The 22200-nt window shown below is 41.8% G+C and carries 21 protein-coding genes and 1 tRNA gene; 19 read left to right on the forward strand and 3 right to left on the reverse strand.

Annotated elements, in window-relative coordinates; translation table 11 throughout:
• Positions 1-282: 282 nt before the first annotated feature.
• Positions 283-1368, reverse strand: coding sequence for an Ldh family oxidoreductase (locus tag KQI32_RS06160; protein ID WP_216424328.1), 1086 nt, complete (start codon positions 1366-1368; stop codon positions 283-285).
• Between the two features lie 365 nt (positions 1369-1733).
• Entirely contained in the window at positions 1734-2408 is a 675-nt protein-coding gene (locus tag KQI32_RS06165; protein WP_216424329.1) for a lipase family protein, read from the reverse strand.
• A 191-nt stretch (positions 2409-2599) separates the two neighbouring features.
• Between KQI32_RS06165 and KQI32_RS06170 the strand changes: the two genes are divergently transcribed.
• The gene (locus tag KQI32_RS06170) at positions 2600-4732 is read left to right on the forward strand and encodes a sodium-translocating pyrophosphatase (RefSeq protein ID WP_216424330.1); all 2133 of its coding nucleotides are present in this window, start codon (positions 2600-2602) and stop codon (positions 4730-4732) included.
• Between the two features lie 121 nt (positions 4733-4853).
• On the opposite strand, the gene KQI32_RS06175 is transcribed toward KQI32_RS06170, so the two are convergent.
• A tRNA-Leu gene (locus KQI32_RS06175) sits at positions 4854-4940 on the reverse strand.
• 203 nt (positions 4941-5143) lie between these two features.
• Here KQI32_RS06175 and KQI32_RS06180 point away from each other — a divergent pair.
• From KQI32_RS06180 to KQI32_RS06265, 18 genes are all read left to right on the forward strand, one after another.
• Positions 5144-6508: a Mur ligase family protein gene (locus KQI32_RS06180; RefSeq protein ID WP_216424331.1), complete on the forward strand. Its 1365-nt coding sequence runs from the start codon at positions 5144-5146 to the stop codon at positions 6506-6508.
• Complete coding sequence (locus KQI32_RS06185) at positions 6505-7224, forward strand: type 1 glutamine amidotransferase (RefSeq protein ID WP_216424332.1); 720 nt, start codon at positions 6505-6507, stop codon at positions 7222-7224. Before KQI32_RS06180 ends, KQI32_RS06185 begins: the two co-directional genes overlap by 4 nt.
• A 4-nt stretch (positions 7225-7228) precedes the next feature.
• Positions 7229-8698 carry a 4-alpha-glucanotransferase gene (gene malQ, locus KQI32_RS06190; protein ID WP_216424333.1) on the forward strand — a complete coding sequence of 490 codons (1470 nt, stop codon included), beginning with the start codon at positions 7229-7231 and terminating at the stop codon, positions 8696-8698.
• A gap of 72 nt (positions 8699-8770) precedes the next feature.
• Positions 8771-9838 carry a peptidoglycan bridge formation glycyltransferase FemA/FemB family protein gene (locus KQI32_RS06195; protein ID WP_216424334.1) on the forward strand — a complete coding sequence of 356 codons (1068 nt, stop codon included), beginning with the start codon at positions 8771-8773 and terminating at the stop codon, positions 9836-9838.
• Between the two features lies 1 nt (position 9839).
• Positions 9840-10922 (forward strand): alanine racemase, encoded by a 1083-nt coding sequence (alr, locus tag KQI32_RS06200; RefSeq protein ID WP_216424335.1) that lies wholly within the window; start codon positions 9840-9842, stop codon positions 10920-10922.
• Between the two features lie 8 nt (positions 10923-10930).
• Positions 10931-12274 carry an aminotransferase class I/II-fold pyridoxal phosphate-dependent enzyme gene (locus KQI32_RS06205; protein WP_216424336.1) on the forward strand — a complete coding sequence of 448 codons (1344 nt, stop codon included), beginning with the start codon at positions 10931-10933 and terminating at the stop codon, positions 12272-12274.
• Positions 12275-13282: a DNA polymerase III subunit gene (locus KQI32_RS06210; protein WP_216424337.1), complete on the forward strand. Its 1008-nt coding sequence runs from the start codon at positions 12275-12277 to the stop codon at positions 13280-13282. It abuts the gene before it with no gap.
• Positions 13275-14135: a stage 0 sporulation family protein gene (locus KQI32_RS06215; RefSeq protein WP_216424338.1), complete on the forward strand. Its 861-nt coding sequence runs from the start codon at positions 13275-13277 to the stop codon at positions 14133-14135. Before KQI32_RS06210 ends, KQI32_RS06215 begins: the two co-directional genes overlap by 8 nt.
• A gap of 129 nt (positions 14136-14264) precedes the next feature.
• Positions 14265-14435: a DUF362 domain-containing protein gene (locus tag KQI32_RS06220; protein ID WP_177689864.1), complete on the forward strand. Its 171-nt coding sequence runs from the start codon at positions 14265-14267 to the stop codon at positions 14433-14435.
• A 162-nt stretch (positions 14436-14597) separates the two neighbouring features.
• Positions 14598-15578 carry an ATP-binding cassette domain-containing protein gene (locus tag KQI32_RS06225; RefSeq protein ID WP_216424339.1) on the forward strand — a complete coding sequence of 327 codons (981 nt, stop codon included), beginning with the start codon at positions 14598-14600 and terminating at the stop codon, positions 15576-15578.
• A 12-nt stretch (positions 15579-15590) separates the two neighbouring features.
• Positions 15591-16391 (forward strand): ABC-2 family transporter protein, encoded by an 801-nt coding sequence (locus tag KQI32_RS06230; RefSeq protein WP_216424340.1) that lies wholly within the window; start codon positions 15591-15593, stop codon positions 16389-16391.
• 4 nt (positions 16392-16395) lie between these two features.
• Positions 16396-17175, forward strand: coding sequence for an ABC transporter permease (locus tag KQI32_RS06235; protein ID WP_216424341.1), 780 nt, complete (start codon positions 16396-16398; stop codon positions 17173-17175).
• 24 nt (positions 17176-17199) lie between these two features.
• A complete protein-coding gene (locus KQI32_RS06240) occupies positions 17200-17943 on the forward strand; it encodes a tRNA1(Val) (adenine(37)-N6)-methyltransferase (RefSeq protein ID WP_216424342.1) in 744 nt (247 codons plus the stop codon).
• Positions 17940-18779, forward strand: coding sequence for a 16S rRNA (cytidine(1402)-2'-O)-methyltransferase (gene rsmI / locus KQI32_RS06245; RefSeq protein WP_177689862.1), 840 nt, complete (start codon positions 17940-17942; stop codon positions 18777-18779). The genes KQI32_RS06240 and rsmI overlap by 4 nt, the downstream gene beginning before the upstream one ends.
• 162 nt (positions 18780-18941) lie before the next feature.
• Complete coding sequence (locus KQI32_RS06250) at positions 18942-19421, forward strand: CarD family transcriptional regulator (RefSeq protein ID WP_177689861.1); 480 nt, start codon at positions 18942-18944, stop codon at positions 19419-19421.
• Positions 19422-19598: 177 nt separating this feature from the next.
• Complete coding sequence (ispD, locus tag KQI32_RS06255) at positions 19599-20327, forward strand: 2-C-methyl-D-erythritol 4-phosphate cytidylyltransferase (protein WP_177689860.1); 729 nt, start codon at positions 19599-19601, stop codon at positions 20325-20327.
• A 9-nt stretch (positions 20328-20336) separates the two neighbouring features.
• Complete coding sequence (ispF, locus tag KQI32_RS06260; protein WP_305854629.1) at positions 20337-20819, forward strand: 2-C-methyl-D-erythritol 2,4-cyclodiphosphate synthase; 483 nt, start codon at positions 20337-20339, stop codon at positions 20817-20819.
• A complete protein-coding gene (locus KQI32_RS06265; RefSeq protein ID WP_216424343.1) occupies positions 20812-21987 on the forward strand; it encodes an iron-containing alcohol dehydrogenase in 1176 nt (391 codons plus the stop codon). The genes ispF and KQI32_RS06265 overlap by 8 nt, the downstream gene beginning before the upstream one ends.
• The last annotated feature ends 213 nt before the right edge of the window (positions 21988-22200 follow it).

Genomic DNA, 22200 nt, shown 5'->3' on the forward strand with positions numbered 1-22200 from the left:
TTTGAAAGCGAGCGAGTTACGATTATAAGCAAGTGATGGATTACTATTCTCCGTTTCGTAAGGTTGAAACGTTTTTCTGGCGGCTTTTGCTTTGCAAAAGCCGTTTTTTATAACATAGCAAATTGCGCGGACTCGTGCACAATTGCATGTTTCAAAAAACAGCGTGCGAAGCGCGGCTGCGTTTTTCAGAAGAAAAAACTTTTTTATATTTTTATAAAACAAAGCCGCGGGGACTGTTTTTAACAGTGCCGCGGCCGTTTTCATTTTATTCTTAAAAATTTTTTAAGCTTTAAAATAGCTGTCGAAATCGAGACCCAACTGCTGGCCAATCCCCTTCATTTCAGCAACTGTTTTATCGTTTACCGGAATACCGTTTTTCAGTTTGTCAGCCTGAGATTCCATTTCTTTTTCACCATGAGTATAAATACGATCGTGACCATCTGCTTTCGGACTTTCCCGCAATTCTTGGAGAAGGGTAGACATTCTTGCTTTGATTTCCTTTTTATCGCCAAAGATTCCATAATCAATTGCCCAGAAACAGAAGGAAGTGTCAGCGTTTCCACTGTTTTTCACATGTGGAGAAGTGGTTCCGCCGGAGAAGATAGAAGTAAAGATCTCCACAATAACACCCAAGCCATAACCTTTATGAGAACCGGTTAATTCATCTGCCCCACCTAACGGGAAAATGCCTCCGCCCAGTTTGCCGATAATATTTTTGAGAACTCTATCCGCTTCACTGCAATCTTTTCCGTTCTCATCTGCTGCCCATCCCTGCGGGAGGGGAGCTTCTTTTTTGTTGTATACCTCCAGCTTGCCTCGGGTTACGACGGTCGTTGAAACATCATACCAGAAGTCTACTGGATCCGCAGGCATACAAACAGCAATAGGGCTGGTTCCCAGCATTGCTTTTTTGCCATAGGTGGGAATTGCGATTGCCTCCGTGTTTGTCATACAGATTCCAAGCATATCATTATCGGCGGCCATTTTTGTATAATAACCAGCAATTCCGTAATGGTTGGAACCCCTTACAACCACTGCGCCGATTCCATGTTCTTTTGCCATATCAATCGCCATATTCATTCCCATTTTTCCCATAACCTGTCCCATTGATTTTGGTGCGTCGAATACAGCTGAGATTGGCGTTTTATGTATCAATGAAGGTTCCACGCCCGGAATGATAGAACCTTCATCAATTGCTTTGTGATAACGAATCAAACGCTGAACCCCATGCGATTCAATACCGTAAAGATCCGCTGTGGACAAAACATCGACGATATCGTCGCTCTCCTCTTTTGAAAAACCCCTTTTTTCAAATACATCTGCGCAAAATTTCTTAACAGCATTGACATCCAGTTTTACATATGCCATTTTAAGCAACTCCTTTTCATATTGTTTGTGATCATTATATCAGAGAATCTTTGGAAATTCAATGGATTATCTTAAAAAAATAACTAAATAGTTCACCTGATAAAAAATCACATTGCATGTTGCTTTTTTCGTGGCATATACCCTTCTGCCGGAGTGATTAAGTCCTAGAATATCAGATCCAATATATCCTGCATTTGTTTGAATTCTAAAATCAGAGCTGCAAATTTTTTCTAATGAAAGAAAAAAGCACGGAGATAACTATACGCAATTATGATATATAGCTATATATAGGTACGGAAAATTGGTCTTCAAAACAATAACAGATTTAGTTGCTTAATGTTAGAAAAAATAGAATTACAGTATTTTTATTGTTCGAATCCTAAGAGTCCGGCATAGTACTTCTGACAAAAATGCTGGCCAATAGAATAAATACCAGCGATTCGTTTTCTGCCGATATGAACTTTTGTTCCGACATGGCAGTATCCAAGCAGGCAGAAAGGAATTTTCGTAACAAGATCGTTTCCGTTTTCGAAACGCAGCGTTTTAAAAATACGTTTGTTATAGGAAGAAGCAAAGGCGCGATTCCCCACCCGGGGACAGCCAAATAAAAAAACTTCATAATCTTTTTTGGGAAAATGATATTGTAAATCAACAGCACATAAGACTGCCAGAGCCGCTCCATAAGAATGGCCTGTCAACTGTATTTTTTCAATATTCTCTGTGATACAGAATCGAATACAATCTCGAATTTGCCGTTTTTTATAACGTTCAATAAAACCTGAATGTACCCGAATTCTTGAATTATGATTGTCATAGGGAATTTTCTTTTTCCAGAATTGAACATCGGTGATGAAATCTTTTAAAGAATCTGTCCCACGAAATGAAATACACAATGTATTTCCCTTTTGACGGAGAATGCACTGTATATCTGTCTCAGGATCATCAATGACTTTAAGACGAATATTTGAACATTCGGGTTGAATCGCTTGATAGGCGATACCAGAATATTCAGCCATCTTTAAAATATCATTCTGAATCATAGTTATCACCCTATAAATGTTATATGGTCAAATCGGTTGAAAAAGACCGAAAAACAGTATTTTCATGCGGTTTTGATCGAACTGTGCAATCCAGAAAAAATTTACCTTTTAAATTAATGGATTTTAATTGAAATAAAAAGAAATATATGTTACTTTTAAATTATCATAAAATATAGGAGGGTTATACAGAAATGGATTTATCGCTTTTAGCCCCGATTGGTTCGGTCATTGCTCTGCTGTTTGCGGTGTATCTTTCACGCAGAGTAATGAAGGAACCAGAAGGCACCGACCTGATGAAGAAGATTTCACTTGCCGTCCGCAAGGGGGCGAATGCGTATTTAAAACGGCAGTATACCGGTGTTTTGATTTTCTTCGGAATTATGTTTGTCATTTTGTTTATTCTGGCACTCAATGGATTTCTTACCCTGTTCGTTCCTTTTGCCTTTATTACTGGTGGTTTTTTCTCTGCGCTTTCCGGGTTTATCGGCATGAAAATTGCGACAGCTGCTAATGCGAGAACGGCGAATTCTGCGCATAAAAGTTTGAATTCTGGTTTGAAAGTTGCATTTTCTTCGGGTGCTGTAATGGGATTTGTTGTAGTGGGCTTAGGCTTACTTGATATTTCTTTCTGGTTCTTTTTCTTAAAATTTTGGTATGCTGATCCTGCTCATCTGAGTATGATTGCAGGGCAAAACATGGCGGATGCCCAGGTGCAGGCGATCACTTCCGCCATGCTTACATTCGGTATGGGAGCTTCTTCTATGGCTTTATTTGCCCGTGTTGGGGGCGGAATTTTTACCAAAGCAGCTGATGTTGGAGCTGACTTGGTCGGCAAAGTGGAAGCCGGAATTCCGGAGGACGATCCCAGGAATCCAGCGGTTATCGCAGATAACGTCGGAGACAATGTCGGCGATGTAGCGGGGATGGGCGCGGATTTATACGAGTCTTATGTAGGCTCTATTATCTCTACCGCCGCACTTGCTGTTGCCGCAGGACTTGGTTTCAAAGGAGTTACCATACCTATGATTATGGCGGCAGTGGGAATTCTGGCGTCCATTATTGGTACGTTCTTTGTCAGTACCAAAGAGGGGGCATCACAGAAAAATTTGCTGTCCGCATTGAGAAGGGGAACCTGGATCAGTGCCGGATTAGTTGCGATTGTTGCTTTCCCGCTGATTTACTTTGGATTGGGCGCTGATAAAATAGGATTTTACTTTGCGATTCTTTCCGGTTTGATTGCAGGCATTTTAATTGGGCTGACAACAGAATATTATACCTCGGACAGCTATAAGCCAACGCAAAAGCTTTCCGCCACCTCTTTGACAGGGCCTGCAACTATTATCATCGGAGGACTTTCTCTGGGAATGCTGTCCACTGTTTTGCCAGTTATTATTGTCGGTATCTCTGTTTTAATTAGTTACACGGTATCCGGCGGTGCCGGAGGAATCGGTGATTTTACATTTAATCAAGGTTTATATGGTGTAGGATTATCCGCTGTCGGTATGCTTTCGACACTTGGAATCACACTGGCAACGGACGCATATGGACCTGTGGCTGACAATGCAGGGGGGATTGCAGAAATGGCAGGTATGGGAGCAGATGTCCGCAAGCGAACGGATGCTTTGGATTCCCTTGGAAATACAACTGCAGCAACCGGAAAGGGCTTTGCCATTGGATCCGCTGCTCTGACCGCTTTGACTTTAATCGCTTCTTTTGTCGCAGAGATCAAAGTTCTCGATCCGAACTTTCAATTTGAACTTACCATTTTGAATCCGCCTGTTCTGATTGGTTTGTTTGTGGGCGGGATGCTTCCATTTTTGTTTGCATCTCTCACAATGGATGCAGTGGGGCGCGCAGCACAAAGCATTGTAATTGAAGTACGTCGACAGTTTAAAGAAATTGTTGGGCTGATGGAAGGAAAAGCGGAACCGGATTACGAAAGTTGCGTTGATATCTGTACGAGATCCGCACAGAAAGAAATGATTTTACCTGCTTTGATTGCAGTTATTTCACCGATTATAGTCGGGCTGATTTTAGGGGTGAACGGCATAGCAGGAATGCTGGCCGGCGCCACTGTTTCAGGTTTTATTTTGGCTGTCATGATGGCAAATTCGGGCGGAGCCTGGGATAATGCAAAAAAATATATCGAGAGCGGAAAACACGGCGGAAAGGGAAGCGATGCTCATAAAGCGGCAGTTGTTGGCGATACGGTTGGTGATCCGTTTAAGGACACATCCGGACCGTCTATCAATATTCTAATTAAGTTGCTTTCTATGGTTTCCATTGTGTTCGCAAGCTTTATTTTAACGTTTCATATCTTTTAATCAGGTTGTTCTATGAGAAAATGCAGGGAAAAATGAAAGTTTTCCCTGCATTTTAATTTATAGTTGTCTTTAAATTTCTTAAAAATCAAAAAAGCTTTTGACAAAAGGTCAAAAGCTTTTTTGGTGCCGCTGGCCGGAGTCGAACCGGCACGGTATCGCTACCGGCGGATTTTGAGTCCGCTACGTCTGCCAATTCCATCACAGCGGCATAAAATGTTATCTGTATTCAACTATTAAATAATAACACATATGAGACCTTGATGTCAATATATATTTAAAAAAATAATTGAAAAAATTTCTTTAATGGGATATAATATCATAAGAGGATATCAGTATAAATGCGAAGGCGCCAAATCGTCTTGGCTGTTGTACATAAATCAGAATCACAAAAGATGACGGAGAGAATACCTTATGAATAGAATCAGACGGATAGCAGCGGTTTGGACTTGTAAGCTACTTATCAAAATCGGAAAACTGGCAGGAAAAAAGGGGTCTTCCACACCAGGGATTTACGCATTGAAAATATATCCCGGAATTCTTGAAGATTTATCGAAACAGGTGAAGCATGAAATCATTGCAGTCTGCGGAACCAACGGGAAAACTACAACCAACAATCTTATTTGCTCTATCTTGGAAAAGAAAGGCTATAAAGTGGTGTGCAATAAGGTTGGGGCAAATATGCTTCCAGGTGTTGTGACCGCGTTTATAGACAGTGCGGATTTATTTGGGAATCTGCATGCAGATTATGCTGCAATTGAGATGGACGAGGCCTCCTGTGTCAGAATATTTCCCCATTTCACACCCGATATTATGGTAATATCAAATCTGTTCCGTGATCAGCTGGATCGGTATGGCGAAATTGATATCACGGTTGATTTTTTGAAAAAAGCGCTGGCACTCACCAAAAATACTACGTTGATCATCAATGGCGATGACCCTATCTGTGCGACAATCGGAAAAGATTTCAATCAAAAAGTGATTACCTATGGGATCAGCGAGGATCTACAGATTCATCTGAATGAGACGAAGGAAGGGCAGTTTTGTGCATACTGCGGCAGCCGCCTTGCCTATGATTACTATCATTACAGCCAGCTTGGACAATATCATTGTGAGAGCTGTGGCTTTCAGCGGCCGGCGATCGATTATGAGGCAACACAGGTGGATATCCAAAACGGCCTGAAATTTACTGTGAATCAGAAAATGCGCATTGCGGTTGACTACCGCGGTTTTTACAATGTGTATAATATTTTGGCGGCACTGTGCACGGCGGACTGCCTGCACATTGACTTATCAGATATCAATGAAATCCTTTCAGACTATAAGCCGCAAATTGGAAGAATGGAAAAGTTTGATCTGGGAAAACCGGTTATTTTAAATCTTTCCAAAAATCCGGCCGGTTTTAATCAGGGGATTTTTACCGTTTTATCGGATACTCATACAAAAGACATTATTGTTATGATCAACGACAATGCGCAGGATGGAAAGGATATTTCATGGATTTGGGATGTTGATTTTGAGAAGCTGGATAACGAGAAGGTGCACTCTCTCGGCTTCTGCGGCATTCGGAGATATGATGTCAATGTTCGGTTCAAGTATGCGGACTTTGAACGAAAGTCCTCCAAGGTTTATGATGATTTGAAATCAGCCATAAAGGATATGATAAAAAAAGGCGGTGAGGTACTCTATATTTTGGTGAATTACACTGCTATTTTTCAAGCACAGGATATTTTGAAGGAATTGGAAGAGGAATACCGGAAAGGCGGTCTGGAAATATGAAAATCACGATAGGACATTTTTATCCCGACCTGCTGAATTTATACGGGGACAGGGGAAATATTCTTGCCATAAAAAAACGCTGTGAATGGCGCGGAATAGAGACTGAAGTAAAGGAGTTCTCCATTGATGACGAAGTGGATTTCTCCGGACTGGATATTGTTTTTCTAGGCGGCGGATCCGACAGGGAACAGCTTATTGTCTGCAAAAGACTTAAGGAAATTCAGAAAGATATCCTGGATTATGTGCAGGATAACGGCGTCATTCTGGCAGTTTGCGGCGGTTATCAGTTGCTGGGCCATTATTATCAGCTGGAGAAGGAAAAGATAGAGGGTTTATCTGTTTTGGATATTTATACCATTGCAGGGCAGAAAAGATTGATTGACAATGTCATCCTAGAGACAGACTTTGGTTCCGTTGCAGGCTTTGAAAACCATGGAGGACGTACTTATATTGGTGATCACAAGCCTTTGGGTAAAGTCCTGTACGGCAACGGAAATAATGGGGAAGATGGGCAGGAAGGCGTTTTATACCGCAATGTTTTCGGTACCTATCTCCACGGGCCTATTTTGCCGAAAAATCCGAATCTGACAGATGAACTGATCGCAAGAGCTTTGACGCGCAAATACGGGACAGCTGCTTTGTCTCCTCTGGACGATTGCATAGAAATACAGGCAAAGGAATATATTATTGAGAGATTCTTAAAAGAAAAGAGTTGAGATTATGCGAAGAGCAGGCGTTTTGATGCCTATATTCTCACTGCCCGGTCCATTCGGAATCGGTGGATTCGGGGAAGAAGCCTATGGTTTCATTGATCGGATTGCTGAAATGGGGTTCCGGCTTTGGCAGCTGCTTCCGTTTACGATTGTCGGTGAGGGCAATTCTCCTTATTCCAGCATCAGTGTTTTTGCGGGAAACTATCTTTTTATCGATCCGCGCCAGCTTCAGGCGGAAGGGCTTCTCAGTGAAGAGGAGGTGCGGGAATGTATCTATCCGGGCACTCCGCATACGGCCGACTATCCGTTTGCCGGCGAAAAGAAATTATCTGTTTTAAGAAAAGCATTTTCCAGGCTGAATGGGGAGTCTCTCGAAAAAATAGAAATATTCTCAAAAGAGCAAGCTTGGCTTTCCGATTTTGCTCTTTTTATGTTTTTACAGAAGAAATACAAGGGAATGTCCTGGAGGGAATGGGCGGAGGAAATCAAACGAGAACCTGCTGACAAAGACGAGCTTCTCTTCTGGATGTTTGTTCAATATGTCTTTTTGAAACAATGGGAAAAGGTAAGAGAATATGGCAACCGGAAAGGCATTGCTTTTATTGGAGACATGCCGATTTATCCCTCCTTGGACAGCTGCGATGTATGGGCCAATGAGAACTTGTTTCAAATGGATCCCGAAACACATCAACCTCTTCAGGTAGCAGGAGTGCCGCCAGATTATTTTTCTGAAAACGGGCAGCTTTGGGGAAATCCGCTCTATGACTGGATGGAAATGAAGAAAGATGGATACTCCTGGTGGAAGCAGCGTTTTACTCATGCTTTTTCTATGTTTGATATCATCCGAATCGATCATTTCCGCGCTTTTGCTTCTTACTGGGCGGTTCCGGCTGATTCTGTCAGCGCTAAAGAAGGGCATTGGGAAAGCGGTCCCGGAGTTTCTTTTTTTCACTCTGTCTGGGAAAATTGGAAGGATAAAATCATTGCAGAAGATTTGGGGAGTTATGGTCAGGACGTAGAAGCGCTTTTGGAAGCCACCAGTTTTCCAGGGATGCGGGTGATTCAATTTGCATTTACCCCTGGAGCGGACAGCATTCATCTGCCGCATCACTATCCTTTCCGCTGTGCCGCTTATATCGGGACGCACGACAACACCACCTTGCTCGGCTGGCTGTGGGAATCCAGTATGGAGGAAAGAGAATTTGCACTCCGCTATTGTGGGTTTCAAGACACAGACTGGGGAAGAGGCGGATATCATTCGCGTTCCTGCCGCAGTATTATTGAGACAGTATGGAAATCCTCGTCCGATACGGCAATCATTCCGATACAGGATATGTGCGGTTTTGGAAATGATGCCAGAATGAATCTTCCGGGAACCGAAAAGGACAATTGGAGATTCCGTGTGACGAAAGAAATTTTGGAGCAGATAGATCATGAATATTTTAAGCATATCAATGCGCTTTATGGCAGGAAATAAGCCACAAATATTTACTTTTTGGAAAAATCATGTTACAATAAATACATTATGAAACGAATAGGGTGGTAACAGATGTTTAAACTTTTGACTCCTGATAGAATAGATGAATTTCACAATTTTGTAGCAGGGTGTGAAAAGGGCAGTTTTATGCAGACAAAAATGTGGGCGGCGGTCAAAGACAACTGGATCAATGAGGTTGTTTTGTCAGTGGATGAAAATGATAAAATAAAAGGCGCTATGAGTTTGCTGATCCGCAAAGTTCCGTTTTTTAAAAATACGATCATGTACTCACCGCGCGGTCCCGTCTGCAATATCACAGATAAAGAGACTTTTGCGGAACTGATAGAGGGAGCAAAAGAAGTCGGTAAAAAATATAAAACCTATGTTCTGAAAATCGATCCGGATGTCCGGGCAGACAATCAGGAATTCCGGAAAATTTGCCTGGATTTAGGGTTTGAAATCAAAGGTGAAAATTCGAAAAACTTTGAGGGAATACAGCCTAAATTTGTCTTTCGGATGGATATCAAGGATAAAACTGAGGAAGAAATTTTTATGAGCTTTCACTCCAAAACCAGATACAATGTCCGTCTGGCAGAACGAAAGGGTGTCAAAGTCCGAATCGGGAACAGGGATGATTTAAAACGGTTTCACGAAATTATGGAGGAAACTGGGCAGCGCGACGAATTTGTGGTAAGAACGCTTTCCTATTTTGAGAAGATGTATGACTGCCTTGCACCGGAGTATGCGCGGCTTTATATGGCGGAACATGAAGGAAAGGATATCGCGGGAACCTTTGCGATCTACTTTGGCGATAAGGTATGGTATCTGTATGGAGCAAGCTCCAACAGTGCGAGAAATGTTATGCCGAATTATCTGCTGCAGTGGGAGATGATCAAGTGGGCCATTGAGAAAAAATGCCGCATCTACGATTTCAGAGGTGTGTCCGGCGATCTGGACGAATCCAATCCGCTTTACGGATTATACCGCTTCAAAAAAGGCTTTAACGGCGAGTTTACTGAATTTATCGGGGAATTGGAGCTGGTGTTTAATCCGATGCTGAATAAACTGGTGGACGCTTCGGAAAAAACGTTTCGGGAACTGCGCAGAAAAGTTTATCTTTTAAAAGGGAAGAAGAAATAGTATGAATAAAACTCTTGTGATTGAAAAGGACAAGCTGGAAGAAAATATTCACCTGATTCAGGGGACTGTAGGCGACAAGCAGATTATTGCGGTATTGAAAGGAAACGGATACGGACTGGGGTTAGAAACATATGCCCGTATTTTAAACGAGAACGGGATTCATTTTTTTGCCGTGTCGGAGCCGGAGGAAGCGCTCTCCCTCCGCGAAAGTGAAATTGAGGGTAACATTCTGCTTCTGACTCCCGTTACAGAGCAGACATTGGCTGAAAAGCTGATGGAACAGAATGTGATACTGACAATTCACTCGTATGAGAATGCAAAGTTATATGAAAATGCCGCTTTGAATTTGGATATTATTGCATCGGTTCACATTAAGGTGGATACCGGTTTCGGACGGTTCGGATTTCAGGATATGCAGGAGATTCCAAAAGTGTTTAAATTGAAGAATTTATCTTTTGACGGAATCTATTCGCATTTTTCCTGTTCCTTTGAGAAAACCTATCGAATTACGAAAAAACAGCTTCAAAAATTTTTAGAAGTTTTGTCCTATCTGGAAACGCTGGGAATAAAAATTCCTCTGAAGCATATTGCGAATTCCAGTGCCGCGCTGCGATTTCCGGAGACAAGGATGGACGCTGTGCGGATCGGTTCCGCTTTTTTGGGAAGGCTCAGTTATCCAACCGAGCTGAAGCTTAACCGCATTGCTTATCTGGAAAGCAAAATACTGACTACAAGCGAGCTTCCTGCCAACCATAATATCGGTTATGCCAATACGTATTACACGAAGAAACCGACGAAAATAGCGGTTATTCCTGTGGGATATAAAGATGGTTATATGGTGGAAAAATCCAGAGATACCTTTCGGTCGATCGACATTCTGCGCTACATTTATCAGGACATAAGGCAGCTTGGCAAAAAGACATGGGTAGAGATCGATGGTACAAAGTATCCGCTTTTGGGCAGAGTCGGTATGTACAATATTGTTACGGATATTACAGGTACGGATATCAAAGCCGGAGACACAGTGAAATGCAGTGTGAATCCGATTTTGATTGACAATCAAATTCCGAGAGAGTTCAGGTGAATAATTCTTTGCAGTTAACAAAAACGCTTTATGACTATGCGGATAAAAATTATATTTCCTTTCACACCCCCGGACATAAAGGAAAAATTGATTTACCGGCTTCTGTGCTCGACGTGACGGAATTGGAGGAAACGGACAATCTTTTTCATCCGTCCGGTGTGATAGAGGAAAGTCAAAAAGAATTAGCGGCTTCTCTTGGTTGCAACCAGGTTATTTTTCTTCCCAATGGAGCAACCAGTGGGAATTTGGGCGTTTTTTATGCTCTGTTTCGAGAAGGGGACAAGGCGTTGGTGGATCGAAACTGTCACATATCTGTCATCAATGCCTTAGTACTCAGCGGCGTGATGCCGGTATTTACCGAAAGCAGTTTTTTTGATCATTTGCCTTTACCGGTAGAACCGAAAAATGTAAAAGCACTTTTAGAGAAAGAGCCCGACCTCAAAGCGATTTTTGTCACATCCCCAAACTATTATGGGATGCTCGCCGACATCCGTCAGCTTTCCGCTCTGGCAAAACAGCATCGTATTCCTTTGATTGTGGATGAAGCGCATGGAACCCATTTTTATTATAACGAAAAGGGACAGAATTCAGCGTTGCATTGCGGTGCTGATATCAGCATTTTAAGTTTACATAAGAATCTTCCTGTTCTGACACAATGCGGCGCAATCGCATATAATAGCAATGATTTCGACAGAATTAAACAAGGTGTAAAGTGTTTTACCTCTACAAGCCCATCTTACCTCTTGATGAGTGCAATGGATCAGCTTGCGGATAGAATGAGGAAAAAAGGTCGAGAAGACTTGAAAAAAATTACGGAATATACTGTGATATTAAGAGAAAAAATCCGTAAAATAAAGAATCTGTTTTTGATTGAGACCGAACGGTATGATCCGACAAGAATCGTTATCTCCATCAAAAACTGTAATACCACAATTGATCGATTGCAGGATTATCTGAAACAGAAACACCGGATTGTATGTGAAATGACAGACGAAAGACATATTGTTTTTATTATCACATTGTGTAATACAGAGAAGGAATTGGAATGTCTGTATGACGCGCTTTTGGCTGCTTCGGACAAATTCGGACACTCTGTTTCTAATGACGAGAGTGAAATTCCGTCTTTTTCTTCCCATATGGCGATGTCCCCAAAAGCTGCACATTTCTCACAGAAGGAAGAAATTCCTCTTTCACAGGCTGTCGGCAGAATTGCCGGGGAAAATATGATCTGTTTTCCTCCTTCGATCCCTATTGCTGTTTTAGGAGAGCAAATGACAAAGCAAACCATAGAGAACATCCGAAAATTTGCCGGAAGAGAATCCATACTGGCAGTAAAACAGGAGCAAGCATAAATGCAGTATCAACAAATTATCGGTCATGAAACGATCAAAGAACAACTGAAAAACATTGTACACTCAGGTAAAATTAGTCATGCATATATTTTTGACGGACCGGATGGAATTGGGAAAAGTATGATGGCTCATGCTTTTGCAAGCTCGATTGTCTGTGATAATTTTCAGCAGGAACCTTGCGGTGTCTGCAAAAATTGTCATCTTTCCTTTGGAAATTCTCACCCGGATATCATAGAAATGGATTTGACTATTGACAAAAATGGTGATATAAAAGAAAGTATATCGGTAGATGCTGTTAGAGAATTAAAGAAAGATGTCTATATCAAGCCTTTTTTCGCTGATCGGAAGGTCTATATCATTCCGAGTGCACAAAAAATGACAGTGGAAGCACAAAATGCACTGCTTAAAGTTTTTGAGGAACCTCCGCGGTTTGCTACCTTTATTCTTCTGACAAACGGTCTGTCAAAGCTTTTGCCGACTATCCTGTCAAGAGGAGTTATTGTGAAGTTTCAACTGCTTTCCAAAGAGGAACTTCTTCAATTTGCTGTGCAGAACGGTTTGAAAGATGATAACAGGAAGGTTTTGACCAATCTTTCAAACGGACAAATCGGCCGCCTTATTGCTCTATCGGAAGATGAAGAACTGATAGAGCTTCGGAATGAAACGCTGAAAGGATTTGAGGCGCTGGTTGTTGGACAGAAACAAAATGCGATTGACAGGATGTTTCTCCTGATGAAAGAAAGACAGGAAAAAGCTTCGGATATCATTGAATTTTTGACTATCATCCTTTCCGATATCGGATTGATCCGTTCTGGAAACAGCGGAAAAATCATCAATTCCGATCAGTTACAAGCTTTGAACGAGTTGGCTGAGATATTGAATTATCACACTTTAAATAATTTGTTGATGTGTACGTTATCATTTTCCGAAGGGCAGCAAAAAAATCAAAACTATTTAGTCGGAATGATGAAATTGCTTATCAGCATGTGGGAGGAAATACATGGTTGAAATCGTAGGAATCAGATTCAAAAAAGTTGGGAAAACATATTATTTTGACCCCGATGGCAAAAAATTTGAATTGGGCGACAAGGTGATTGTAGAAACGGCAAGAGGAGTCGAAATGGGGGAGATCTCCATTGAGAATCGGATGGTTGCGGACGAAAAGATCATTCCGCCGCTGAAGAAAGTGATGCGGGCCGCTTCGCCAAAGGATTTGGAACAGGTTATTATAAACGAACACAAGCAGGAGGAAGCATTTCGTATCTGTAAGGAAAAGATTGAAAAACATAAATTGGAGATGAAATTGCTGGAGGTGGAATATACGTTCGACCGCAGCAAAATTTTATTTTATTTTACGGCAGACGGAAGGGTTGACTTTCGTGAATTGGTGAAAGATTTGGCATCTGTTTTTAAAACCAGAATTGAATTGAGACAGATTGGTGTGAGGGACGAAGCGAAATTTTTAAAGGGGATCGGCGTCTGCGGTCGGCCGTTTTGCTGTACTACGTTCCTAGGAGATTTTCAGCCTGTTTCCATCAAAATGGCTAAAGATCAGAATCTTTCTCTGAATTCTTCCAAAAATTCAGGTGGCTGCGGGAGGCTGATGTGCTGTTTAAACTATGAACAGTCGAATTATGAGAAAATGTGGATAGTTACGCCAAGACCGCGTTCTATCGTTGAGACACCGCAGGGAAGAGGAATGGTAATCGATGTAAATATCCTGAAAGGAACTCTTCGTGTTCTCCTAGATTCCAATGGTACCGTTGTTCCCTTTACGGTAAAGGAAATAAGAATTGTAAAGAATGCAGAGACAGAAATCGATAAAGAAACGCTGAAAGAACTGAAGAAAATGGAAGAGTGATACTTGCGTTGTTATCCTCTGATATAAAAATTTAGTGAAATGAAAAAGATCAAAAAAATTTAAAATACTACTTTAAATTTTAAATATAGTGTGGTAGAATAAATTGAAAACTAAGGAGGTGCTTTCAAAATGGCTTACAAAATTACAGAAGCTTGTATCAGCTGTGGCGCTTGTGAAGCAGAATGCCCCGTTAGCTGTATCTCTGCTGGCGATGAAAGATATGTAATCGATGCTGATACTTGTATCGAATGCGGCGCTTGTGCAGGCGTTTGTCCGGTTGATGCTCCGCAGCCTGAATAAGATTTCAAACAATCGAATTCGAAAAACCTGTCTTATTTTAATAAGGCAGGTTTTTTATTATTATGTTTTCTGGTTGACATTATTCGCCAGATCTTATATGATTAAAATAGGGTAAAATATTGAAAATGTGAGACTAACAGAACACGGGAGGGATAATAGAAAATGATCGAATTAAAAAACATCAACAAAACATTCCGCGTTGTGAAGAAAACCAGCGGAGCCAAAGAGGCCTTTAAAGCGATGTTTCATCGGGAATACAAGGAAATTGAAGCGCTGAAAGATTTATCCCTCAAGGTAAATGAGGGCGAGATTGTCGGCTATATCGGTCCGAACGGAGCTGGCAAATCCACCTCCATCAAGGTGATGAGCGGAATTCTGACGCCGGACAGCGGTGAATGCAGCATCATGGGATATACTCCTTGGAAAGACAGAAGAAGATATGTCAAGAATATTGGTGTGGTATTCGGTCAGCGAAGCCAGCTTTGGTGGGATGTTCCTGTCATGGATTCCTTTCTGCTTCTAAAAGATATTTACAATGTTCCGGAAAAAACGTTTCGGGAAAATGTCGATATGCTCACCGAAATGCTCAATCTGAATGAATTTATCAACCAGCCCTTGCGGCAGCTGTCATTGGGTCAGAAAATGCGGGCGGAGATCGCAGGATCACTTTTACATAATCCTCAATTGCTGTTTTTGGACGAGCCGACGATTGGCCTTGACGCAACCACAAAGCTGTCGGTTCGGAATTTTATAAAGACCATCAATAAGGAGAAGGGAACAACCATCATGCTGACAACCCATGATATGAACGATATTGACGCAATTACCGATCGGGTTGTTTTGATTGGCAAAGGAAGAATTCTTTATGACGGTTCCTTTGAACAGATTAAGAAAAAATACGGGAATAACAAAACCCTTACCGTTTCCTTTGAAAATGAGGCGGAGCCCATTGAGATAAGCGGTGCCGTTCTGACAAAAATAGACCGAAATCAAGCTACCTATACGGTGGATACCGGAACGGTTTCCATTGCGGAAATCATAAACCGTTTGAGTGAAAAAACGCAGCTCACCGATGTCGATGTGAAATCTCAGGCCATCGAAGAGATCGTAGCTTCTCTGTACGAACACTTCAACATTAAATAGGGGGACGGGATCATGAAGTGGTTTAAGGGAATTTTTAAAATGACGTTTATCTCGGAATTGCAGTATCGTGCCGCGGCGTGGTCAGGGATACTCACTAATATTTTTATCGGCGCGATTTTTATTATGATCTATTCCGCATTTTATAAAAGTAGTACAGAGGTTCCTATGAATTTTAAGGATTTGGCCTCTTATATTTGGCTTGGACAGGGATTTTTTCTGCTCACTTCGCTGTCCTTTCAGGATTGGGAATTGATTGATACGGTAAGGTATGGTTCGGTTTCCTATGAAATGGTCAGGCCTTATGAATTATACGGCTTTTGGTTCGGACGGCTTATGGCGCAGAGAATGGCGGCTGTCGCATTGCGTTTTTTGCCGGTCTTAGCGGTAGCATTTTTAATTCCCGATCCCTACGGACTGAGTTTGCCAGCTACGTGGACGGGCTTGATTTTAAGCATAATAAGCTTATTATTGTCCTTTATTCTGGCGACTGCAATCTCCATGTATGTATATATTTTTTTGTTTCGGGTGCTTGCCGCGTGGGGTGCGACAACGATCCTGGCGGTTATTTCAAGCTTTTTTTCAGGAGGAATTATTCCGATTCCTCTCATGCCCGATTATATGTATCAGATTGTGAACGCTTTGCCGTTCCGGTATTTGGGTGATTTTCCATTCCGGGTTTACACTGGGGGAATCGGAACAAATGATGCTGTATTCGGAATTTTGATACAAATCATATGGATCCTTGGGTTGATACTGCTGGGAAGAGTCTTATTCCGTATTGCTTCCAGAAAAGTGGAAATACAGGGGGGCTAAGAGGATGCTATTGTTTAAATATATGAAAATCAATATTATGTCGAATCTGGAGTATCCGCTTGCAACATATTCCACTTTACTTGCAAGGATGGTCGGCATCATTTTGGAACTTATCGGGTTATTCTTTCTGTTTGACCGGTTTCAATCTCTGGTCGGTTATTCCCTGTATGAGGTCGGTTTGTGCTATCTGATTATCCGACTAGCAAATGCCTTGTCGATTTGTTTTGGAAAAGGGTACAATTCCATGAGCGGTTTGATACGTAAGGGCGCCTTTGACACCATGCTGATAAGACCGCGGAATCTGGTTTTACAAAGCTTCAGCCATGCCTTAGATATCAGGGATCTCGGAGTAAGCGTACAGTATATCATTATGCTTGTTTTATTCATTTCTATATACGGTGTAAATTTTACGGTAATGAAAGGCATCGTTTTGCTTTTAACCGTTATCAGTGGGACGGCAATCTTCCTGGGAATCTTGATGATTTCAGCCGGAATATGCTTTTTCAGTGTAAAAAATATAGAAGCAGTCAGTGTGTTTACAGACGGCGGTGTCAAATTGGGTTCTTATCCTCTGACGATCTATAACAAATGGATCACAAGATTTTTCACGTTTATCATCCCTTTTGGATGCGCAAATTATCTGCCGGTTCTATATATCGCGGATAAGATTGATTCCTACCGGTGGTTATATATGCTTTCGCCGGTTTTCGGAATGCTTTTTATCATTCCTTGCATTTTTATTTGGTACGCTTGTGCAAAACATTATTCTTCAACGGGAAGTTAGTTTGAACGATACAAAGGAAATAAGATGGAATTAAAGAAATTTGAACGAATAGATGATCTGAATTTGGACGGTCTTCAGATTATCCAGAATAAAAATCATTTTTGCTTTGGCACAGATGCGGTGTTGCTTGCCTCTTATGCTGATATCAAGCCAAATATGCAGGTTTTGGATTTGTGTACCGGCAATGGAATCATTCCTATTCTCCTGGCGGCAAAAACGAAAGCTGCTCATATTACAGGAATTGAATTTTTTGAGGAACATGTTCAGATGGCGAAACGATCTGTTCTTTTAAATGGACTGCAGGAAAAAGTTGATTTTTTGACCGGCGATATCAAAGAAATCAGAAGTCTGGTTTCTTGCGGAAGCTTTGATTATGTGACGGTGAATCCTCCCTATAAACCGCTGCAAAGCGGTTTCCAAAATCAAAATGATTTAAAAACTGCGGCACGCCATGAGCTCCTCTGTACCCTTGAAGATGTGATAAAGGCGGCGCGTTTTGCCCTTCGATCCGGAGGAAGGCTGGCGATGGTACACCGCGCAGATCGCTTGGCGGAGGTGATCTGTTTTATGCGGAAAAACCGCATTGAACCGAAGAAACTGACCATGATATCTGCCCGGAAAGAGGAAAAACCGAAGCTGATACTCATTGAAGGACTCAGCGATGGGGGAACCGGAATAATGATTACAGCTCCTTTGTTCATTTATGGAGATGATGGGAAGTACACCAAACAATTCAGAGAGATATACGGTAAGGAGGATATCCAATGACGGATATAGGAACCTTGTATGTTGTGGCCACGCCAATTGGAAATTTAAAGGATATTACACTGCGCGCTCTAGAGGTCTTGAAAACTGTGGATCTGATAGCGGCGGAGGATACCCGGCATACTTTAAAATTACTGAACCATTTTGAGATCAAAAAGCCCCTTACCAGCTATTATGAACATAACAAGCAGTATAAAGGGGCGAAGATTGTTGCGGAATTACTCGCAGGAAAAAATATTGCCTTAGTATCGGATGCGGGTACCCCTGTGATTTCGGATCCGGGAGAGCTGCTGATTAAAGAATGTGTGCAGAACAGTATTCCCATTATAACGGTTCCCGGTGCTTGTGCTGCAGTTTCCGCTCTTACCCTTTCTGCTCTGAATACCAAAAGATTTGTTTTTTATGGATTTCTCTCCGCCAAAAGCAGAGAACGGACTGCGGAACTGGAACAGTTAAAATATGAGGAAAAAACACTGGTTTTTTATGAAGCGCCCCATAAATTAAGACAGACATTAAAAGATATGCGGCAAATTTTTGGAGACCGTAGAATTTCTGTTTGTCGGGAGCTGACAAAAAAATATGAACAGGTTCTGAGGTTTTCTCTTGAAGAGGCAATCTGTTATTTTGAGGAGAATGAGCCAAAAGGAGAATTTGTTTTGGTTTTGTCGGGCTCGGAGAAAAAAGAAGGGGCATTTAACAGTCCTCTTCTGGAAATGAGTGTAAGAGATCATGTCAATTTTTATATTCAGTCCGGTATGGATAAAAAGGATGCAATCAAGAAGTGTGCGCTGGATCGCGGCGCCCCCAAGCGGGATATTTACCGGGAAATGATAGACTGAAACTTTGACAAAGCTTTTAAGCTGTGCTATAATAATCTTATATGTTTCTAATTTCAAGAGATGCGCAACATTGAAACATGATACGTTAGCTCCATTTTGTCACGTTTATATGCACAAATTGTATTATGTTTCTGTTAGGACCAAAAAAGGGGGGACTTACCTATGTTTCATATAGGTGATAGAATTGTTTACCCTATGCATGGCGCCGGCATTGTCAGCGCTGTTGAAGAGAAAGCAATTTTAGGCGAAAAACAAAGCTGTTATATTTTAAAAATTGTGTACAGCAATATGGATGTTATGATTCCTGTAAAGAGTGCCCAAAAAATTGGAATGCGGGAGATTGCGAAACCGGAGGATGTGGATCGGCTTTTTTCCTATATTAAAGGTTATACATATGACACGACGGACAGTTGGAACAAGCGTTACCGGGAAAACCTTGACAAAATTCGTTCCGGTGATATGAAGCAGATTGCCGAAGTATTAAAATATCTCATGTGCAGGGAGGAGAAAAAGCCATTGTCTTCCGGTGAGAAAAAAATGCTTCAGCAGGCAAAGCAAATTTTATATAGCGAAATTGTACTGGTGAAAAATATTTCCCAGGAGGAAACGGAAGCAATTTTTAAAGAATGTATCGGCCTGTAATGATGATAGCCATGCATTCTTTTTCAATATTATAACCTCGCTGTTGTCCCCCTTATTGAAAGAGCAAGCCAACGAACATCATCTTGCGCTTCGCTCGGTTGAAACGCCATTAAGGTAACGTTTGCCGTGCAAACGTTTTCAATGAAATCTTGTTATAACAATTGATTGGAGGAGCGTATGATTTTTTCATCCCTATTTAACCGAAAAGACGAAGACGAGTATTGTTCGGCTATTGTATTGGGAGCAGGACAGGGAACTAGGATGCACAGCAATGTAAGAAAGCAGTTTATCGAAGTGCTGGGAAAGCCTGTCATTGCCTATGCACTGGATGCCTTTCAGCAATGTGATTATGTGGACGAAATCATTTTGGTGGTGTCCAAAGAAGATATCGTCTATGCCAATGATATTGTTAAGGCCTTTGAACTGGATAAAGTGAAAAAGATTGTCTCCGGCGGAAAAAGGAGGCAGGATTCCGTTCTGTGCGGTTTGAAAGAGATATCAGATAAGGCGGATATTGTCGCGGTTCATGACGGAGCCAGACCTCTGGTGCGCACGGAGGACATCAAAAATGTTATCGATGATGCTCTTGTCTTTGACGCTGCAACACTGGGTGTGAAAGCAAAAGATACGATGAAAATGATAGATGAAAACAATACGGTGCTTTCCACCTTGAATCGTGAATTTCTGTATAGCATACAAACCCCCCAGGTATTTCGCCGGGAGGTGCTTCTGCAGGGATATGAAAACGCTATGGAAAACGAGCTGGAGTTTACGGATGATTCTTCTCTGGTGGAAGCAACCGGTGTCTCTGTAAAAGTGACGGAAGGAAGCTATGATAATATCAAAATAACCACACCCGAGGATTTAATATACATGGAAGCTATGGTGGAATTTATTGAAAATTAGGTGATTGCATTGAAAATAGGAATGGGTTATGATGTTCATCGGTTGGATGAAAACAGAAAAATGATTTTGGGCGGCGTGGAAATTCCGTATCATTTGGGCCTTTTGGGACATTCGGACGCGGATGTACTGCTGCATGCAATTATGGATGCAGTGCTTGGCGCGCTGGCAATAGGCGATATCGGCACACATTTTCCAGACAGCGATCCAAAGTATAAGGGGATTTCCAGCTTGACTCTGTCACGGCATGTGGCGGAATTGATGCGTGAAAAAGGATTCCGGATCGGTAATCTGGATGCTGTAATTGTGGCACAAAGACCAAAAATGAAGGATTATATTGAAAAAATGCGAGAGAATATTGCCGAAGCGTTTTTCACAGAGAGAGAGAATATCTCTGTAAAGGCGACCACAGAGGAAGGGCTTGGCTTTACGGGCAACGGGGAAGGAATTGCTTCCTACTGTGTCTGTTTGCTGGAAAGGAATACAAATGAATAATTTCACATTTTATACGCCAACAAAAATTTTCTTTGGAAAAGGAGAACATCGCAGAGTTGGAGAGATTATAAAAAACTACGGCTTCCATAAGATACTGCTTCATTTTGGCGGTGGGAGTATTAAGAAAAACGGCTTGTATCAGGAAGTTACGGAATCCCTGCAGCAAGCCGGAATTTCTTTTGTTCCGTTTGGAGGCGTAGAACCGAATCCGAAACTGAGTCTGGTGAAAAAAGGGATCGAGCTTTGTCGCCGGGAAAGCATTGAAATGATTTTGGCGGTTGGCGGTGGAAGTGTTTTGGATTCGGCAAAGGTAATTGCCTGCGGCGTAAAATGTGATTTTGATCCCTGGGCGTTTTCTTTGAAAAAGAAAGCGCCAAAGGATGCGTTAAAGGTCGGTACAATCCTGACTTTATCCGCTTCCGGCAGTGAAATGAGTTCATCGGCAGTGATTACCAACGAGGAAGGATGGCTGAAAAGGGGCTTCAATTCAGAATACAACAGACCACTGTTCTCCATCTGCAATCCGGAATTGACTTATACCGTTGATAAATTCCAAACTGGATGCGGGATTGTAGATATCATGATGCATACATTGGAACGCTATTTTTCAGTCACGGAAGATACCGAGATGACAGACCGAATTGCGGAAGGATTGATAAAGTCGGTTATTGCCGCAGGTGAAAGAGCAATCAAAAATCCGGAGGATTATGAGGCAAGGGCTGCTTTAATGTGGGCGGGAAGCTTGTCTCACAACGATCTGACCGGTGCTGGAAAAGAGGTAATGATGCGCTGTCATCAGCTGGAACACGAACTTTCCGGAATGTATGATTTTGTGGCTCACGGCGCAGGGCTTTCGGTGATTTTTCCAGCATGGATGAAGTTTATGTATAAAAACAGATTGGATAAATTTTGCCAATATGCCGTTCGCATCTGGAATTGCGAGTTGGATTATGCCCATCCGGAGCAGACTGCCCTCGCGGGTATTCAGGCGACCGAAGGATATTTTCAATCCATTGGAATGCCGACGCGGTTGTCTCAGCTGCACATTGATGACAGTAAGTTTGAAGAGATGGCTGAGAAATGCACTTTTTTTGGAAAGCGCGTTCTCAACGATTATGTAACCATCGGAAAAAAAGAAATGATCGAGATATATCAGCTGTGTCAATAAAAAGTTTTTCTTTCGAAAAGCAACAAACTTGCTTCACCCGCTATTTTTTAAAGCATGCGATCGCGCATGATTCCCTATAATTTTCTATGCTGCAAAAAAAACACTGTCAAGGAATTCTGTTTGAATAACCTTGGCAGTGTTTTTCAATAAGGAGCTTTGTCATGCTGTTCAGCATTTCTTGCAGGGAACATTTTATATTTTGCTATGATATTT

The organism is Acetivibrio sp. MSJd-27, assembly GCF_018918095.1.
Taxonomy (GTDB): domain Bacteria; phylum Bacillota; class Clostridia; order UMGS1840; family HGM11507; genus HGM11507.

Excerpts from the sequence above, each read along its gene's own strand:
- KQI32_RS06210 (WP_216424337.1), top strand. The coding sequence starts at position 12,275 with ATGCAGTATCAACAAATTATCGGTCATGAAACGATCAAAGAACAACTG.
- KQI32_RS06225 (WP_216424339.1), top strand. The coding sequence starts at position 14,598 with ATGATCGAATTAAAAAACATCAACAAAACATTCCGCGTTGTGAAGAAA.
- KQI32_RS06230 (WP_216424340.1), top strand. The coding sequence starts at position 15,591 with ATGAAGTGGTTTAAGGGAATTTTTAAAATGACGTTTATCTCGGAATTG.
- ispD (WP_177689860.1), top strand. The coding sequence starts at position 19,599 with ATGATTTTTTCATCCCTATTTAACCGAAAAGACGAAGACGAGTATTGT.
- KQI32_RS06265 (WP_216424343.1), top strand. The coding sequence starts at position 20,812 with ATGAATAATTTCACATTTTATACGCCAACAAAAATTTTCTTTGGAAAA.
- KQI32_RS06250 (WP_177689861.1), top strand. The coding sequence starts at position 18,942 with ATGTTTCATATAGGTGATAGAATTGTTTACCCTATGCATGGCGCCGGC.
- KQI32_RS06220 (WP_177689864.1), top strand. The coding sequence starts at position 14,265 with ATGGCTTACAAAATTACAGAAGCTTGTATCAGCTGTGGCGCTTGTGAA.
- rsmI (WP_177689862.1), top strand. The coding sequence starts at position 17,940 with ATGACGGATATAGGAACCTTGTATGTTGTGGCCACGCCAATTGGAAAT.
- KQI32_RS06185 (WP_216424332.1), top strand. The coding sequence starts at position 6,505 with ATGAAAATCACGATAGGACATTTTTATCCCGACCTGCTGAATTTATAC.
- KQI32_RS06195 (WP_216424334.1), top strand. The coding sequence starts at position 8,771 with ATGTTTAAACTTTTGACTCCTGATAGAATAGATGAATTTCACAATTTT.
- KQI32_RS06240 (WP_216424342.1), top strand. The coding sequence starts at position 17,200 with ATGGAATTAAAGAAATTTGAACGAATAGATGATCTGAATTTGGACGGT.
- KQI32_RS06215 (WP_216424338.1), top strand. The coding sequence starts at position 13,275 with ATGGTTGAAATCGTAGGAATCAGATTCAAAAAAGTTGGGAAAACATAT.
- KQI32_RS06160 (WP_216424328.1), bottom strand. The coding sequence starts at position 1,368 with ATGGCATATGTAAAACTGGATGTCAATGCTGTTAAGAAATTTTGCGCA.
- KQI32_RS06180 (WP_216424331.1), top strand. The coding sequence starts at position 5,144 with ATGAATAGAATCAGACGGATAGCAGCGGTTTGGACTTGTAAGCTACTT.
- KQI32_RS06235 (WP_216424341.1), top strand. The coding sequence starts at position 16,396 with ATGCTATTGTTTAAATATATGAAAATCAATATTATGTCGAATCTGGAG.
- KQI32_RS06170 (WP_216424330.1), top strand. The coding sequence starts at position 2,600 with ATGGATTTATCGCTTTTAGCCCCGATTGGTTCGGTCATTGCTCTGCTG.
- malQ (WP_216424333.1), top strand. The coding sequence starts at position 7,229 with ATGCGAAGAGCAGGCGTTTTGATGCCTATATTCTCACTGCCCGGTCCA.
- alr (WP_216424335.1), top strand. The coding sequence starts at position 9,840 with ATGAATAAAACTCTTGTGATTGAAAAGGACAAGCTGGAAGAAAATATT.
- KQI32_RS06165 (WP_216424329.1), bottom strand. The coding sequence starts at position 2,408 with ATGATTCAGAATGATATTTTAAAGATGGCTGAATATTCTGGTATCGCC.